12 protein-coding genes are annotated in these 15,290 nt (G+C 45.8%); 5 read left to right on the top strand and 7 right to left on the bottom strand.

The window, feature by feature from the left end:
- Positions 1–5: 5 nt before the first annotated feature.
- The 7 genes from G3570_RS02905 to uvrA all read right to left on the bottom strand — a co-directional run bounded on the left by G3570_RS02905 (position 6) and on the right by uvrA (position 9,287).
- Complete coding sequence (locus G3570_RS02905; RefSeq protein ID WP_165138984.1) at positions 6–1,109, bottom strand: RuBisCO large subunit C-terminal-like domain-containing protein; 1,104 nt, start codon at positions 1,107–1,109, stop codon at positions 6–8.
- 74 nt (positions 1,110–1,183) lie between these two features.
- Positions 1,184–2,461, bottom strand: coding sequence for an adenylosuccinate synthase (locus tag G3570_RS02900; RefSeq protein WP_165138982.1), 1,278 nt, complete (start codon positions 2,459–2,461; stop codon positions 1,184–1,186).
- 73 nt (positions 2,462–2,534) lie between these two features.
- Positions 2,535–2,888: an STAS domain-containing protein gene (locus G3570_RS02895; RefSeq protein WP_165138980.1), complete on the bottom strand. Its 354-nt coding sequence runs from the start codon at positions 2,886–2,888 to the stop codon at positions 2,535–2,537.
- 33 nt (positions 2,889–2,921) lie between these two features.
- A complete protein-coding gene (gene secF / locus G3570_RS02890) occupies positions 2,922–3,836 on the bottom strand; it encodes a protein translocase subunit SecF (protein ID WP_165138978.1) in 915 nt (304 codons plus the stop codon).
- Between the two features lie 39 nt (positions 3,837–3,875).
- Positions 3,876–5,702, bottom strand: coding sequence for a protein translocase subunit SecD (gene secD / locus G3570_RS02885; protein WP_165138976.1), 1,827 nt, complete (start codon positions 5,700–5,702; stop codon positions 3,876–3,878).
- Between the two features lie 93 nt (positions 5,703–5,795).
- A complete protein-coding gene (locus G3570_RS02880) occupies positions 5,796–6,344 on the bottom strand; it encodes a hypothetical protein (protein WP_165138974.1) in 549 nt (182 codons plus the stop codon).
- A 93-nt stretch (positions 6,345–6,437) separates the two neighbouring features.
- The gene (gene uvrA, locus G3570_RS02875; protein WP_165138972.1) at positions 6,438–9,287 is read right to left on the bottom strand and encodes an excinuclease ABC subunit UvrA; all 2,850 of its coding nucleotides are present in this window, start codon (positions 9,285–9,287) and stop codon (positions 6,438–6,440) included.
- Between the two features lie 141 nt (positions 9,288–9,428).
- Here uvrA and G3570_RS02870 point away from each other — a divergent pair, with 141 nt between their 5' ends.
- The 5 genes from G3570_RS02870 to G3570_RS02850 all read left to right on the top strand — a co-directional run bounded on the left by G3570_RS02870 (position 9,429) and on the right by G3570_RS02850 (position 15,178).
- Positions 9,429–10,088, top strand: coding sequence for a hypothetical protein (locus tag G3570_RS02870; RefSeq protein WP_165138970.1), 660 nt, complete (start codon positions 9,429–9,431; stop codon positions 10,086–10,088).
- Positions 10,089–10,212: 124 nt separating this feature from the next.
- Positions 10,213–11,250: a WG repeat-containing protein gene (locus G3570_RS02865; RefSeq protein WP_165138968.1), complete on the top strand. Its 1,038-nt coding sequence runs from the start codon at positions 10,213–10,215 to the stop codon at positions 11,248–11,250.
- A 210-nt stretch (positions 11,251–11,460) separates the two neighbouring features.
- Positions 11,461–12,843 (top strand): class II 3-deoxy-7-phosphoheptulonate synthase, encoded by a 1,383-nt coding sequence (locus G3570_RS02860; RefSeq protein ID WP_165138966.1) that lies wholly within the window; start codon positions 11,461–11,463, stop codon positions 12,841–12,843.
- Between the two features lie 245 nt (positions 12,844–13,088).
- On the top strand, positions 13,089–13,517 hold the full coding sequence (locus G3570_RS02855) for an Hsp20/alpha crystallin family protein (protein ID WP_165138964.1): 429 nt from the start codon (positions 13,089–13,091) through the stop codon (positions 13,515–13,517).
- A gap of 179 nt (positions 13,518–13,696) precedes the next feature.
- On the top strand, positions 13,697–15,178 hold the full coding sequence (locus G3570_RS02850; protein WP_165138962.1) for a DegQ family serine endoprotease: 1,482 nt from the start codon (positions 13,697–13,699) through the stop codon (positions 15,176–15,178).
- Positions 15,179–15,290: the final 112 nt, after the last annotated feature.

Raw genomic sequence — 15,290 nt, 5'->3', positions numbered from 1 at the left:
AATGGTTACTTCAACATTCCGGATAGTTCTTTTGCTGCTGCTCTCGGTCCATCCGGGTGTTCATAAAGACTGGTACCCAGCAAAAATACAGTGTCCGGCCCATAGGTTTCAAGCCACTTTGGAATATTCGACCGCTTTAAACCTCCGCCGGGCATTGGAAACGAACTCTTAAACGGCAGCCTTTCATTGCGTGCTCCTTCATTTATAGCCTGACATTCCTCAATGCTAAAGGAAAAACGACCGCCGGTATTGGGATACACCAGAAAATCGGCACCCAGTGCTCGCCAGAGCTGTCCGTATAAAAAGTCCGGTGTCAGCCCCTGCTTATCATTGGTCGTGAGTCCACCTGAAAATGCCGGATGCGCAATGATGGGAAGGGGCAAATCCATGCGCGCAAGCTGATGCATAGTTTCCATACCGGCAATATGAGGACAAATAAGTACTCCATCCGCTCCCAGTTCAGCGGCTATCTTATATCGTTCTACCGCTTCCGAAGCCAGAGCTGTAATATGTGCAAAATAATAGGCCCGGTGCCCTGTCTCTTCTGCCGCTTCACGAATGCCTTGCACACAATAGCTTACCCGTTCTTCAAATGGAGCATACGATTGATTGGTTATCCCGTGATCATCCTTGATAACATCCAGTCCCCCGGCCGCAAACTGGTAACAAAGTTCGCCGATGCCATGACCGTCGGTCCCCAACGGCTTAAGAGAGGTGCCGCTGAGCGCCCTATCTTTGACTCCATAAAGCTCACGTAGCTTCTCAATACCAAATGAGGGTCCGCCAAAAAGAGTCTCCGGCAGTTGTTTCCATTCGACATCGGCAATCCTGATCCCTGGCTGCATCGAGATATTGCCATATAAAATATTCAGAAATTGTGAGATATCGTCACCGACATTCTTCACAGGCCAGCTTATACTGATATCATATTGTGAATTATCCAGCTGTTCTTTGGAAGAAAGCTTACCAACCACTTTGGTCTCAACCTCTTCGGATAACACAGACCGCGGCAATTCCACGCTCTGCTCCAGACATATTCCTTCAATCTTTTCATCTATGTTCTCTCCCTCCTGAACAGTAACACGGTATGAAATATCGAAGGTGCTCATGATTGCATTTAGTTTAGGAATTGTATCCGCAAAGTCCTTTTCGCCGGCAAATTATTAACCAGGCCCTGATGCGACTAGGATACTACAATGGTTTCCGTACGATTAGGACCTGTGGATAGTATCTTGAGATCCACACCCAGGTAATCTTGCACAAAACGCAGGTAATTCTTTGCCTCTTCCGGTAACTCATCAACCGCACTGCAAAGGTTGATATCTTCCTGCCAGCCGGGCATAGTTTTGTAGACAGGCTTTACCGCTTCAATATCTGAGAGATCAAGCGAAAATATTTCCGTGTGCTCTCCATTGATATCATAGCCGGTACACAGCTTAATCTCTCTAAAATCATTCAGCACATCCATTTTGGTCAGAGCAAGCTCATTGATGCCGTTGGTGCGCACGGCATATTTAAGTGCAACCAGATCGATCCAGCCGCAACGGCGAGGTCTTCCGGTAGTAGCCCCGAACTCCTGTCCCTTTTCTCTCAAAAGCTCTCCAAATTCATCATTCAGTTCTGTAGGAAATGGTCCGTTCCCGACGCGCGTACAATAGGCTTTGGAGATACCCATAACCTTGTCAATGGCCGTCGGGGGTATACCGGAACCGGTGCAGGCTCCTCCTGATGTGGGGGAAGAAGAGGTGACAAACGGATAGGTACCGTGGTCAATGTCCAGCAGACTTCCCTGTGCACCTTCCAGCAATATACTTTCTTTATTCTCTATGGCCTTGTGAAGAATATGACTGGTATTGGCTATATAAGGGCACAATTTATCAGCAGCTTCGAGGGCATTATTCAGAATCGGCTTGGGATCTAGCGGCTCTTCCCCGTAAATGTGTTCTAGTGCTTTATTAATATCCGAGAGATTGCTTTCAATTTTTTCTTTCAATACTTCCGGATGAAACAAATCACCGGCACGAATTCCTACCCGTGATACCTTGCTAACGTATGCCGGACCGATACCCCTTCCTGTGGTGCCGATAGCGTCATCACCGCGATGTTTCTCTTTAATCTGGTCTAGTGTCTGGTGATAAGGAAGGATGATGTGAGCGGCGTTACTGATGAAAAGACGCCCCTCAAGTCCGAACCCCATCGATTCAATATTTTCGATCTCTTCCAGAAGTGCATGTGGATCAATAACCACTCCGTTACCGATAATGCAGGCGGCATCACCGTTGAAGATACCTGAAGGAATAAGATGCAACACAACCTTTTTGCCGTCGAATTTCAAAGTATGACCGGCATTGGCGCCACCCTGGTAACGGACCACATAATCGGCTTCTTTACTGAGGTGATCGACAATTTTACCTTTGCCTTCATCTCCCCACTGGGCACCTACAACAACTCTTATAGACATAGTGATAGCAATAATATTGCACAAAAAAAGGGGTGTACTACACCCCTCTTTCGCTAATTAAAATTTGATTGGATTACGCTGATTCACCTTCGGAGTATGATTCAATAGCTTCATCTACTGATTTGTAATGTTTGAAGACAGTGATCAACTTGGTGATGACCAGCAGGCTCTCAATCTTATCTGTTGCATTGGCAATTCTGAGATCGCCGCCTGCTTTTCTCATGGTTGTAAGGCCACCTATCAACATCCCGAGACCCGAAGAATTCATAAACTTCACTTTACTGAGATCTACAACAATATTTGTCTGATCTTTCTCTATAAGTTCATGAAGTTTATCGTTAAGGCTGACCGCATCCGGTCCGCCCATCACATTTCCCTTAAATTCTATTACTACACAATTATAACGCTCCGAGACATTAAAATTCATCTTTTATACCCGATTAGTTAGATGTTAATCATTTTATGAAGCTTGTTCCTTTCTCAGCTGAAGTTCAACGACGATGGCACTTGCAACGAACAACGAGCTGTAGGTACCGATCATCACTCCTAATACCAGTGCAAAGGAAAATCCTTTCAGCACTTCTCCGCCAAAGATAAATAGCACGGTTACCACAAACAAGGTGGTAACTGAAGTAATAACAGTACGGCTCAAGGTGTCATTTAAGCTCTTGTTGATCATCTCCGTATAGTCCATTGTCTTGTACTGCAGCATGTTTTCACGGATACGGTCAAACACTACCACGGTATCATTGAGCGAATAACCGACAATGGTCAGGAACGCCGCGATGATAGCCTGGTCGATCTGCATGCTGAATGGAGCAATATCATTGAATATGGTAAATACCCCGAGTACAATAAGTACATCATGAAATAAGGCTGCAACAGCACCCAGCGAGAAGGTCCAGTTCTTGAACCTTATGAGTATGTAAATAAAGATCACAATGAGTGCAAAGATGATGGCGTTTAAAGCCCCGCTTTTTAAATCTTCCGCGAATCGGGGACCCACTACATCGGTTTTAATCACCGTATTCCCGTTCTCGGGATATACGTCATTCATCGTTGAAGTGATGATGTTCTGTACGGTGCTGATCTCATCAGGATTATCCGTACGGATCAATATCTCAACATCAGAACCGAACTTTTTTACTTCCGGTGCACTGCCCAAGGGTTCGGACAACGAACTTCGTACCTCAGTTACTTCTACCGGCTGCTCGAATTGGAGAACAAATTCTTTACCTCCCCTGAAATCGATGCCATATTGCAGGCCTTTGCCGATAATGCCGACAAGAGCTGCCACTAGTAATATGCCGGACACGACATAGGCAATCTTGTGACCTTTTATAAAATCAAAACTTGGTGTTTCAAACCATCTCATAATAGTAATACCTTAATTTTTACAATGTTAAATTCTGGATTATCCGAAATTCAGTTCGGCGGATTTATCGCGCGTCAAGTAATCGACCACCACCCGGGTAATAACAATAGCACTGAAGAGTGAAGCTACGATACCCGCCATTAGGGTGACGGCAAAACCTTTAATCGGTCCGACCCCGAAGCTATAAAGGATGATACCTACGAAGAACGTGGTAACGTTGGCATCCACAATAGCACTCATGGCATTCGAATAACCTCCGTCTATTGCCGCTCGCAAGGTTTTCCCTGCTCGCTGTTCCTCCCGAATCCGGTCGAAAATCAGTACATTGGCATCCACCGCCATACCAATAGTCAATACAATACCCGCAATACCGGGCAATGTGAGCGTGGCTTTAAAAGCCGCTAATATTCCCAGAATAAACAGGATGTTTAACATTAGTGCCAGATCAGCAATAGCTCCACCGTTGCGGTAGTATACGATCATAAAAATAGCCACAACGACTAGTCCGAATACGGTTGAATAGAACCCGGCCTGTATGGATTCCTCACCAAGGGTGGCTCCTACGGTACGCTCTTCTATAATATCAAGTGGAGCCGGTAGTGCACCTGAAAGCAGAATATTCACAAGGTCTTCCGCCTCCTGCACATTCTCAAGGCCGGTAATGGAAGAACGGCCGCTCGAAATCTTGGTTTCTACATTCGGGTAGGAATAGACATAACCGTCCAACACAATGGCAATCGGCTTGCCGATGTTGGCTCCTGTAATTCGTGACCAGCGTCTTGCGCCTTCACTGTTCATGTTCATTGAAACGCGCGGCTGGTTGGTGGCCTGGTCAAAGTTGACCGTGGCCTCTTCTATCACGTCACCTGTCATTTCAACCTGTGAACGGACTCCGATTAATTCATAGAGTTCGACGCCCTGCTCGGGTAGCTCCTGGAAAGGTGCGGCTCCCCACATCAGTTCGGTGTTGCGAGGCATCATTCGCTGCACCTCAGGTTGATTAATCAGTTCGCTAACCCTAGCCGTATCAGTACTTGCAGCATAACCGAACACGTACTGGCTTCTTCCTCGTGGATTCAACACTTGGGTCAACGCATTGGCGCCGGACTGTTGCTGAACTGAGTCAGCGGTATCTGCCTCAGCTGCCTGCTGGTTGAAATAGTTGATAATCTGCTGCTTCGAGGCATTGAGCTCATCGGCATCGGCAGCCAACCGGAATTCAAGTCGCGCCGTACCTTTCAGAAGGCTACGAACCCGTTCTTTCTGGGCCACGCCCGGAAGTTCAACAACAATGCGGTTGTTACCTTGCTTAAGTATGGATGGCTCATTTACCCCATAACGGTCAACACGGGTGCGAATAACCTCCATGGCCCGATCTACGGCGCTGTCACGCTGTTTTTTTAGATAAGCCTGAATCTCTTCATTGGTAGAACGACGAGTAATATTCTCAGCATCTGAGCGATAATACCGACTTAAACGGGCATCCGGATCACGCTGCTGAAAAACCTGCACCATTTCGTCAATGAAATCGGTTCCATTTTCTAAGGCCTGCTCTTCTGCAGCATCAATGACATTAATAAGTGTACTGTCAGCATATTCACCGGCAAGCTCTCGTACCAGTCTCGGTGTTCCTACTTCCATAGTTACGTGCATACCGCCCTGAAGGTCAAGCCCGAGAGAGAGCGAATTTTGCCGGAGTTGTTGAATATCACCCCGGTTTTCTTCCATGTACTGAACACGTTCAGCCTGAGGAAGATCTTCTATATAATTTTGCTCTAAATAAAAAGCCGCTGTTGGCCAGAGATAATAAATAGATATCGCCAGGAAGGCTGCTATAAATACAATTTTTGTTCCGTTACCTTGCATAGGAAATTACGTTTTTGAATGATGTTTAAGTTCTTCGAAAAGTGCTATTCCGTCAAGAGGAATAGACATAATTTGATAAAGAGAAAGGAAATGTTACGGAGCTCCGATAGCAATTCCGGTAATCATCGGCTCGAAGCTATTACTGTAATGAACCGGACTTTGATTGATACCTGAGTAAGAGATAAAGAAATTTTCTTTGTGCCCCGGGGATGCCGATTCAAAGGAGATCTTTCCACTTTTTTCGACAGAATAGCTTACCAGCTGTTTACTTATTTCGGGGGGAGGCACGTTGGCCATACCGTTGCCCGTATTGAAATGATTCCATTGCTGTAATAACACCTGATAGATATGATGAGATGCTTCAGCAGAGGAATAGGGCAAATCAACCTCTTTTCCCTTTTTACTCATAACCCGGGAAGCGTGCTCCATGAGTTTGTAAACTGTGGCACCGGATTCACTCAAACGCTCCAGCTCTTCTTCGAGCTGGGAATTATCCTGCTGGTCAACCATAGTACTTAACCAGCTGGAAAATGCACGGGTTGACTGCTGCGCATTGGCAGGACGTGCCAAATACAAACAAAGTCCAGCACATATCAGAGATATGAGATACGATTTAGCGATATGAGAACGCAGCTTCTGCATGAGTGGCAGAAAATAGGCAGAAAGTCACTGCAGGACAAACAATTTTTTAGCTATCGTGCAACCATGATTAACATGATGCTAAAAACCTATGGACTATTCGGCGGTCACTTTCGCTTGGTTTTCACGATCTAGCTCCTGTTTTAAATACCGGCCGGTGTAGCTATGGTCCATTTCAGCCACCTCCTCGGGGGTACCTTGAGCAATAATTTCACCGCCCTCATGCCCTCCTTCCGGACCTAGATCAATAATCCAGTCAGCTGCTTTAATCAGGTCAAGATTATGCTCGATCACAATAACCGTATTGCCTTTATCAACTAGTTGCTGGCATACATCCACCAGCATACGAACATCCTGGAAATGGAGCCCGGTGGTTGGCTCATCCATAATATATAATGTATCTCCGGTTCCCACCTTGGAAAGCTCTCGGGAGAGCTTTATGCGCTGTGCCTCACCACCTGAAAGGGTTGTGCTGGATTGGCCGAGCGTCAAATATCCCAATCCTACATCACAGAGAGTGCTAAGAATACGATTGATAGCCGGTACCGAATCAAAGAATTCATTGGCTTCTTTGATGGACATCTCAAGCACGTCGGCAATATTTTTGCCTTTGTAATAAATCTCCAGAGTTTCCCTGTTGTAACGATGCCCGTTGCAGGTCTCGCAGGTGACGTAAACATCAGGCAGAAAATTCATCTCGATCTTGCGAACACCATCTCCTCCGCAGGATTCACACCGCCCTCCTTTGACGTTAAAAGAAAATCGCCCCTGATCGTAACCTCGAATTTTCGACTCAGGCAATTCTGCAAACAGTGACCGGATGTGGTCAAAGACCTTGGTATATGTTCCCGGATTGGAACGAGGTGTTCTGCCTATAGGACTTTGATCAACCGAAATAACTTTATCCAGGTTGTCCAGACCTTCAACCTCATCGAAGGGCAAGGGTACGGATTTGGAGTTATAAAAATGCCCTGAAAAAATTGGCTCCAGCGTCTGGTTAATCAGCGAGCTTTTCCCGCTACCGCTGACTCCGGTGACGCAGATAAACTTACCCAACGGTATTTCAACATCCTGATTTTTTAGATTATGTCCTCTTGTTCCGCGCAGTTTCACACTTTTGCCATTTCCCTCCCTTCGTTCATCGGGATAGGGAACGAATTCCTTGTCCTTCAAAAACCGGTCGGTCATGGATTTGGGGTCCAGTTCATCGGGTTTTCCTTCTGTAACTATGTGTCCGCCGTGTTCTCCTGCACCGGGACCAAGGTCCAGTACATAATCGGCATGTTCTATCGTTTCTCGGTCGTGCTCTACGACAATGACACTATTTCCAAGATCCCTGAGCGTTTCAAGTGAGCGAATAAGTTTGATGTTGTCGCGCTGGTGTAGACCGATACTTGGCTCATCCAATATGTAAAGCACTCCAACCAGCTGGGTCCCGATCTGGGTTGCCAAACGTATTCGCTGGGCTTCTCCTCCACTCAGTGTTTGTGCTTCGCGATCAAGTGTCAGGTAGTTCAAGCCTACGTTCAATAGAAAGTCAACCCGGTCCCTGACCTCTTTCAACACCTGGCTGCCGATTTTCTGCTGGCGCTCATTCAGGGTCAAATTGTTGATGGTATCCCGAAGCTTCCTGATATCCATTGAGACCAGCTCATCGATGGAATACCCGTCAATCTTATAGGAGAGAGCTTCTTTATTCAGGCGACCTCCCCCGCACTCCGGACAGGTTACCTTGCTCATATATGCTTTCGCCTTATCGCGCTGCTTCTTGGATTTGCTATCTTCATACTGCTCACGGATCATTTTCCGCAAGCCTTTAAAGGAGTGTTTGTAAGTTACGTTATCATTGCGAAAGTCATAATTCACATTGTACTTCTCATCCCCGCCGCCTTCCATGAGCACGTGCATGGCTTCCTCAGGAAATTCTTTCAGGGGAGTTTCAAAATCCAGATCAAAGGTATCCAGAACTGCTTTCAGCTGCTTAAAGGCAAAGATGTCACGTGGCTCTCCAAGAAAACGTATGGCTCCCTCTTCAATGGTCTGCTCCATATTGGGCATTAGCAGATTGGGATCCACGTCATAAGCATAGCCCAGTCCGTCACATTTCTGGCAGGCACCGTAGGGAGAGTTAAACGAAAAGATATTTGGAGCCGGATCTTCGTAGGCCAATCCGCTCTCGGGATCAAATAAATTCTGAGAGAAAAGGTGGTCCTTGTACTCTCCTTCCTCCTGTGGTACCGATAGTATTACGTTGCCGTCGGCCATCTCCAGGGCAAGGCGTACGCTTTCTGCTATGCGCTTATGACTCTTTTCATTAATCACAAAGCGATCCACTACAACTTCAATATTGTGGGTCTTATAGCGATCCACCTTCATATCCTCTTCCAGGTCCATGTATTCCCCGTCCACTCGAACCTGCACAAATCCCTGTTTCCGGGTTTGCTCGAACAACTCACGATAGTGACCTTTACGTCCCCGCACGACCGGAGCCAGGCAGTAGGCCTTGGTGCCCTCAGGCATATCCATGATGGTACTCACCACCTGATCGGCAGTTTGCTTGGCCATCTTGTTTCCAGTTTTCCATGAATAGGGAATTCCGATGCGCGCATAGAGCAGCCGCAAGAAGTCATAAATTTCGGTAACTGTACCAACTGTTGAACGAGGGTTTCGGTTGGTTGTCTTTTGATCAATGGAAATAACGGGGGATAATCCGTCAATAAAATCCACTTCCGGCCGTTCCATCATACCCAGAAACTGACGGGCATAAGCAGAAAGAGATTCCAGGAAACGGCGTTGACCCTCTGCATAGATGGTATCGAAAGCAAGGGATGATTTGCCGGATCCTGAGATGCCGGTTACCACGACCAGTTCTTCCCGGGGTATGTCAACGTCAATATTTTTAAGGTTGTGCTCGCGGGCACCGCGGATGACTATGTTTTTGCGCAATGTGATGCTTTTTTTGGATTCTGAATAAACTCTTTAATTTAAGGAATTTTGAAGACTTTGTAAGGAATTGGGAGCACGAAATGTGTTACCTTTGAAAATTCCAACTACCAAACTGATTAACATCTACAATCATTCATCTGCATGCAGCAACAGCAGCGTACCATTGACATTCAGGCCATCTATAAATACAGCTACCGGCAGTTCAAGAAATATGCCTCGTTTTTAATCGGAGTAACCGTCACCTACTATGTATTGGCCGTAGTTCCGCGCATCTATTTTTACTTCCAGACTCCCGAAGAGCCTACCGGTGAGGCGCAGCTGATTTCTATGATATTGACCATGGTCCAATTATACCTCGGGCTTGGCTTCACCAGGGTCGTCCTGTTGCTATTGGATGATAACTTTGCCGAAGTATCAGATATGTTCAACGGGTTCAGAATGTTTATCAGCTATTTTGTAGCGAGTTTTCTATACGGAATAGGAGTACTGGCAGGTCTCTTCCTTCTAGTGGTTCCCGGGATATATGTTGCCATCCGGTTCCAGTTCTATCCATACTATATTATTGAACAGGGAGATTCGGGCATTATCGCTTTACAAAAAAGCTTTCAGGCCACGAAATACCTGACTATGGATCTGTTTCTTTTCGGCATCACCGTGGTAGCCGCCAATGCCCTGGGCGTGGCATTACTGGGAATCGGTATTATCTTTACTTATCCAATCACTACTATGGCAACAGCAATTATCTATAAAGGTTTACTTAATGAAACTCAGCATCTGCCGGAGGAGCGGTATAAGGTATAGGGTATAGGGTTAAATATTGAGATGACACCTGCTCTATCGAAACATTTTCAGTCTTTTACTGTTAACAGCACATCAATAAAATCTGTCTAAATCAGCTCAAACCGCGTCATCAGTGTTCCAGAAAATGAGATTATTAACAGTTCTTCTACTTTCCATCACGCTCTTTTTCGTCTCCTGCAGCAGCCTGTTGAAAGAAGATAAAGAAGCTGCACCCCTCCATCCCTATGTCGAAAATAATAAGGTCGGCTTCCTGGATGAGAAGCTGAATCCAAAGATAGCCCCCAAATTTGCATTTCAGGAAAGCAAGAACTGGCCATATCGATTTTCCGAAGGGCTGGCGGCCATTTCCATGAACGGGGAAGCCGGATATATTTCACGGGATGGTAATATTGCCATTGAACCGGGCTTTGAAGAGGCTAATGCCTTTTCGAACGGTCTTGCACTGGTCCGCTCAGGAGGCAAATACGGGTTCATTAACAAAAGAGGACGATTTGAAATCCAGGCACAGTTTGAAGAGGCCGGCTCCTTTCAGAGTGGTCTAGCCCGGGTGAAAGTATCAAACGGGCGATGGGGATTCATCAACGGTGAAGGAGAATATGTGATTGAACCAAAGTTTCTGAATGCCCTTGATTTTAGCAACGGTATGGCAGCCGTGCAAACTTCCGAACACCGGGAATGGGGATACGTGGACTCGCTGGGTACAATGACTATCGAGGCTCAGTATCCTAGAGCCAAATCTTTTTCAGAAGGACTGGCCGCTGTTCAACTGGAATTTCAGCAATGGGGATATATCGACACCATGGGCCGTGTTTTCATAGAGTCCCGGTTTCTGGAAGCCGGTCCATTTTCGGAAGGCAAAGCAGCTGTGGGCATGCCAAAAAACGAAAACAATCTGGATCAGGCACAATACGGGTATATCAACAGGCGTGGACGTTTCATTGTAGAGCCACAATTTAAAAACGCCTATCGCTTCTCCAATGATGTAGCACGAGTAATGGTCGGCGGTAAATTCGGATACATCGATGAAAACGGCCGGTTTATTGCAGATCCGATCTATGATAAGGCCTGGGATTTCCACGCGGGTTACGGACTGGTCAAGCTCGGCAGCAAATATGCCTACATTGACAAGCAAGGTATTTTTGTGCTGGAACCTCTAAGTTGAACATTGTAGTCATTTATTTTATACATCGAACCCCTTCAATTCAGGACTTGCAAGTTTAACTTAGGTCATCACACATCTCACTTAAAAAGGATAACTGCGTGAAAAACCGTATGATTCGAGGTCTATCAGATGACAAATTTGATATTATACCTTATCAATTTTTTGGCTTATCTTTAGCGGTTCATTTAATTTCAGAGCAGAATTTGTTTCATGTTTAAAGAAGATACCGTGTCACCTGAAGTAGTCAATCCCAAAGACTGGTCGCCTGTTTCCTGGAAGGATTTCCCAATCAAGCAATTGCCTGATTATCCTAATCAGGAAGAGCTGGAAAAGGTGTATAAAGAACTCAGTGAATATCCACCGCTAATCACCTCCTGGGAAGTAGCAGCATTGAAAAAGAAACTGGCTGATGTGGCCGCCGGAAAAAGCTTCCTGCTGCAGGGTGGCGACTGTGCGGAAAGTTTTGATGACTGCAAGGCGCCCAAGGTAGTCAACCTGCTGAAAGTATTGCTTCAGATGAGTTTCATCTTGATTCATGAAATGGGTATTCCTGTGCTGCGTGTCGGACGTATTGCCGGTCAATATGCCAAGCCGCGTTCCCGCAACTATGAAACTGTCAATGGACAGAAAATTCCTAACTACCGTGGCGACCTCATAAACAGCATTGAACCTAAGCTGGAAGCCCGAATTCCTGATCCGAACAGACTTCTGGAAGGGTACAACAAATCTGCCCTCACACTCAACTTCCTCCGCGCACTGGCAGATGAGGGATTTGCCGATCTGCATCACCCGGAGTACTGGGAGCTGGATTTCATGAAACAGAATACCTACTACCAGGAATACGAGGCAATGGTTAATTCCATACAGAAAGCAGTTGGATTTATGGAAACCATCACTCCGAATGAATTCAGTACAGTTCAGAAGGTGAATATCTACACCTCTCACGAGGGACTGAACCTTCATTACGATTCTGCACAAACTCGCAAAGTACCTAGACGCGACGGATGGTATAACCTGAGCACCCACCTTGTCTGGTTGGGTAATAGAACGCGCGAGATTGACGGGGCACATGTAGAATACCTGAGGGGAATCAGAAATCCGATCGGTATAAAAATCGGTCCGAATTACGATCTCGATGAGACCATGCAACTCATTGAAAAGCTAAACCCTATTCACGAAGCCGGTAAGATCGTACTTATTACCCGCTTTGGGAAAGACGAGGTGAGTGAAAAGCTTCCCAAGCTCATTCAGAATATCAAAAGAGAAGGCATGCCGGTAGTCTGGAGTTGTGACCCAATGCATGGCAATACCTTCTCCACCGACAGCAACATTAAAACCCGAAACTTCGACGATATCATCGAAGAGATTCGCAAGACTTTTGACATACATCGAAGCCAGGGAAGCTACCTTGGAGGTGTGCATCTCGAACTCACAGGTGATAACGTAACCGAATGCGTCGGCGGAGCACGTGGCCTCGGAGAAGGTGAGTTGCATCAGAATTACAAAAGTTACTGCGACCCCCGCCTGAATTACCAGCAAAGCCTGGAGATGGCTTTTCTCATTGCCAAGGAGTGGAACCAGAGCTATAAATAATCTTACCACTAAGGCACTTAATGCACTAAGTGTCTTAGCGGTAACCCGCCTTTTTTACAGCCTCCTGCCGCTTTGACTTTTCGGGTAATGACAAATTTTTCCTCTCTTTTTGGTGACCTGAAAAAAACGCAGACCTCTATTGGCTGAATGGCAGAATATGCCACTCAATAAGCCTTGGCATAGCCCTTGCAGCCATTAATAGTGAGTTTTTGAAATCATTAAACCAAAATCCAAGAGGTAGCATTATGACTTTAGTAAGATATAATCGTCCGAACAGAGACCTGATGTCTAAAAACTTTTCCGACATCATGGATGAATTCTTCAACGATGTAGTACAAAACAACCGTGACACGTTTGTTCCCGGAATCGATATTTCCGAAACCGATAACCAATTCGAAATTACTGCTGAACTGCCAGGCATGAGTAAAGAAGATATCGACATCAGCCTGGACAATGGAAGACTTTCCATCAGCGGCGAACGCAAGTTCGAGAAAGAAGAAGAAGGCAAGAAATTCCATCGCGTCGAAACACGTTATGGCACCTTCAATCGTTCTTTCCAACTTCCCGATAATGTAGATGAAGAAAGCATTCAGGCAACTTATGAAAATGGCCTGTTGAACATCACCATTGATAAAGCTGAAGACAAAGTTAAGAAGAAGATAGAAATCAGCTAATAAGTATCCCGTTGACAGATTATCACCATCACATGATAATCAACGCCGAGGATGCAGTGAAGTGCAACCTCGGCTTTCTTTTTCCTTTTATTTTTTGAGCAATATTTCGTGGCACTCACGTGTTTATTCTACATGAAAAGATACACAGAATTCACTCATCATTATTAAAGTATTAGATCATGAAACGTTTTAATCCAACCTATTTACTATTTGCGATTCTGGCAGTATTGCTAGTTGGTTTTTACACAATAGATACCGATACAAATGAAGCCAGCCTAGCTTCACTTCCCGACTTTACAGCAACATCAGAAGTAAAACCGGCAGAAGAAAAACCGGTTAATACGCTTAAAGATCTGAACGATGCCATCGTCAATATTGCGGATAATGCTACACCGGCAGTGGTTACAATTCAGGTCAAGCAGACTGTAGAAGTTTCCAATCCATTCCAGCGTTTCTTCGGTGATCCAAGAGGTGGTGGAGAAGAACGAACCAGACGCGGACTTGGATCCGGCGTTATTGTCTCACAAGACGGTTACATACTTACCAATGCCCATGTTGTTGAAAATGCAGATGAAATCACCGTTGGGCTTAGCAATGGAAAAGAGTATGACGGCAAGGTAGTCGGTACCGATCCTCGCACAGACGTTGCGGTAGTCAATATTGAAGCTGAGGGACTTTCAACTATCAAGATCGGAAACAGCGACGAAGCCCGCGTCGGAGAAATTGTACTGGCAATCGGCAGCCCGCTTGGACAAGATCTCGCACATTCTGTGTCAATGGGAATTATTTCGGCAAAAGGCAGAGCAATAGGAATTATTGATCAGGGAGCCGGATATGAAAACTTCATCCAAACCGATGCAGCGATTAATCCCGGTAATTCCGGCGGCGCTATGGTCAACATGGACGGAGAACTGATCGGAATAAATACGGCCATTGCTTCCCGCTCTGGCGGTAATGACGGTATCGGTTTCGCCGTTCCCTCTAATCTGGCTAAGTCGGTTATGGAATCCCTGATCAAAACCGGTAAAGTGTCCAGGGCTTATCTTGGCATTTACGGAGGTAACATTGATAGAACCATGGCCAGAGCTTTGGATATTGATGAAGCACAAGGCATACTGGTGAGTGAAGTTCAGGATGGTACACCTGCTGCCGAAGCCGGACTGCGAGAAGGTGACGTCATTAGAACATTAAATGGACAGCAGGTTGAAAATTATTCAAAGTTTAGAACTTCTATCGCAACCCGTGAACCGGGTTCTGAAATTGATCTGGGTATCATTCGTGAAGGAGAATCAATGAACGTTACGGTTACCTTGGGTGAACTACCCGATGAACAAACGGCTTCATCCACTCAGGAACCGGACAGAAATCTGGAAGAACAGCTTGGCTTCCGGGCCCAGAACCTGACTCCTGATCTTGCAGAGCGACTCGGACTTGAATCCGCCCAGGACGGTGTAGTTGTTACCGCGATCAGCCGTGGCAGCAATGCCTACCGCCAAGGGCTTCGTGAAGGTGATGTCATTACCAGCGTTTCAAGAAATACCGTTGAGAATATGTCCGATTTCAATAGGGAAATAAAGCGAATATCGGATAGCGGTGATGATGTCGTTCTGTTACGAATATTGAGAGGCGGAGTGAATCAATTCATAGCATTTGAACTATAACAAAGAGTTCCCCTTAGGTTAAGGCGTCCTGATTTCCCTCAGGGCGCCTTTTTTTATGACAAGGTGACCAGAAACTGCAATATTTCTTGTCAAATCGTAACATTTTGATGCA

This window comes from Halalkalibaculum roseum (assembly GCF_011059145.1).
GTDB classification, from domain to species: Bacteria; Bacteroidota; Rhodothermia; order Balneolales; family Balneolaceae; genus Halalkalibaculum; species Halalkalibaculum roseum.
This window is presented reverse-complemented; position numbering and strand designations above follow the sequence as displayed.

Coding starts and splice junctions, on each gene's coding strand:
- G3570_RS02850 (WP_165138962.1), top strand. CDS start 13,697: ATGAAACGTTTTAATCCAACCTATTTACTATTTGCGATTCTGGCAGTA.
- secF (WP_165138978.1), bottom strand. CDS start 3,836: ATGAGATGGTTTGAAACACCAAGTTTTGATTTTATAAAAGGTCACAAG.
- G3570_RS02905 (WP_165138984.1), bottom strand. CDS start 1,109: ATGAGCACCTTCGATATTTCATACCGTGTTACTGTTCAGGAGGGAGAG.
- secD (WP_165138976.1), bottom strand. CDS start 5,702: ATGCAAGGTAACGGAACAAAAATTGTATTTATAGCAGCCTTCCTGGCG.
- G3570_RS02860 (WP_165138966.1), top strand. CDS start 11,461: ATGTTTAAAGAAGATACCGTGTCACCTGAAGTAGTCAATCCCAAAGAC.
- G3570_RS02855 (WP_165138964.1), top strand. CDS start 13,089: ATGACTTTAGTAAGATATAATCGTCCGAACAGAGACCTGATGTCTAAA.
- G3570_RS02870 (WP_165138970.1), top strand. CDS start 9,429: ATGCAGCAACAGCAGCGTACCATTGACATTCAGGCCATCTATAAATAC.
- G3570_RS02895 (WP_165138980.1), bottom strand. CDS start 2,888: ATGAATTTTAATGTCTCGGAGCGTTATAATTGTGTAGTAATAGAATTT.
- G3570_RS02880 (WP_165138974.1), bottom strand. CDS start 6,344: ATGCAGAAGCTGCGTTCTCATATCGCTAAATCGTATCTCATATCTCTG.
- G3570_RS02865 (WP_165138968.1), top strand. CDS start 10,213: ATGAGATTATTAACAGTTCTTCTACTTTCCATCACGCTCTTTTTCGTC.
- G3570_RS02900 (WP_165138982.1), bottom strand. CDS start 2,461: ATGTCTATAAGAGTTGTTGTAGGTGCCCAGTGGGGAGATGAAGGCAAA.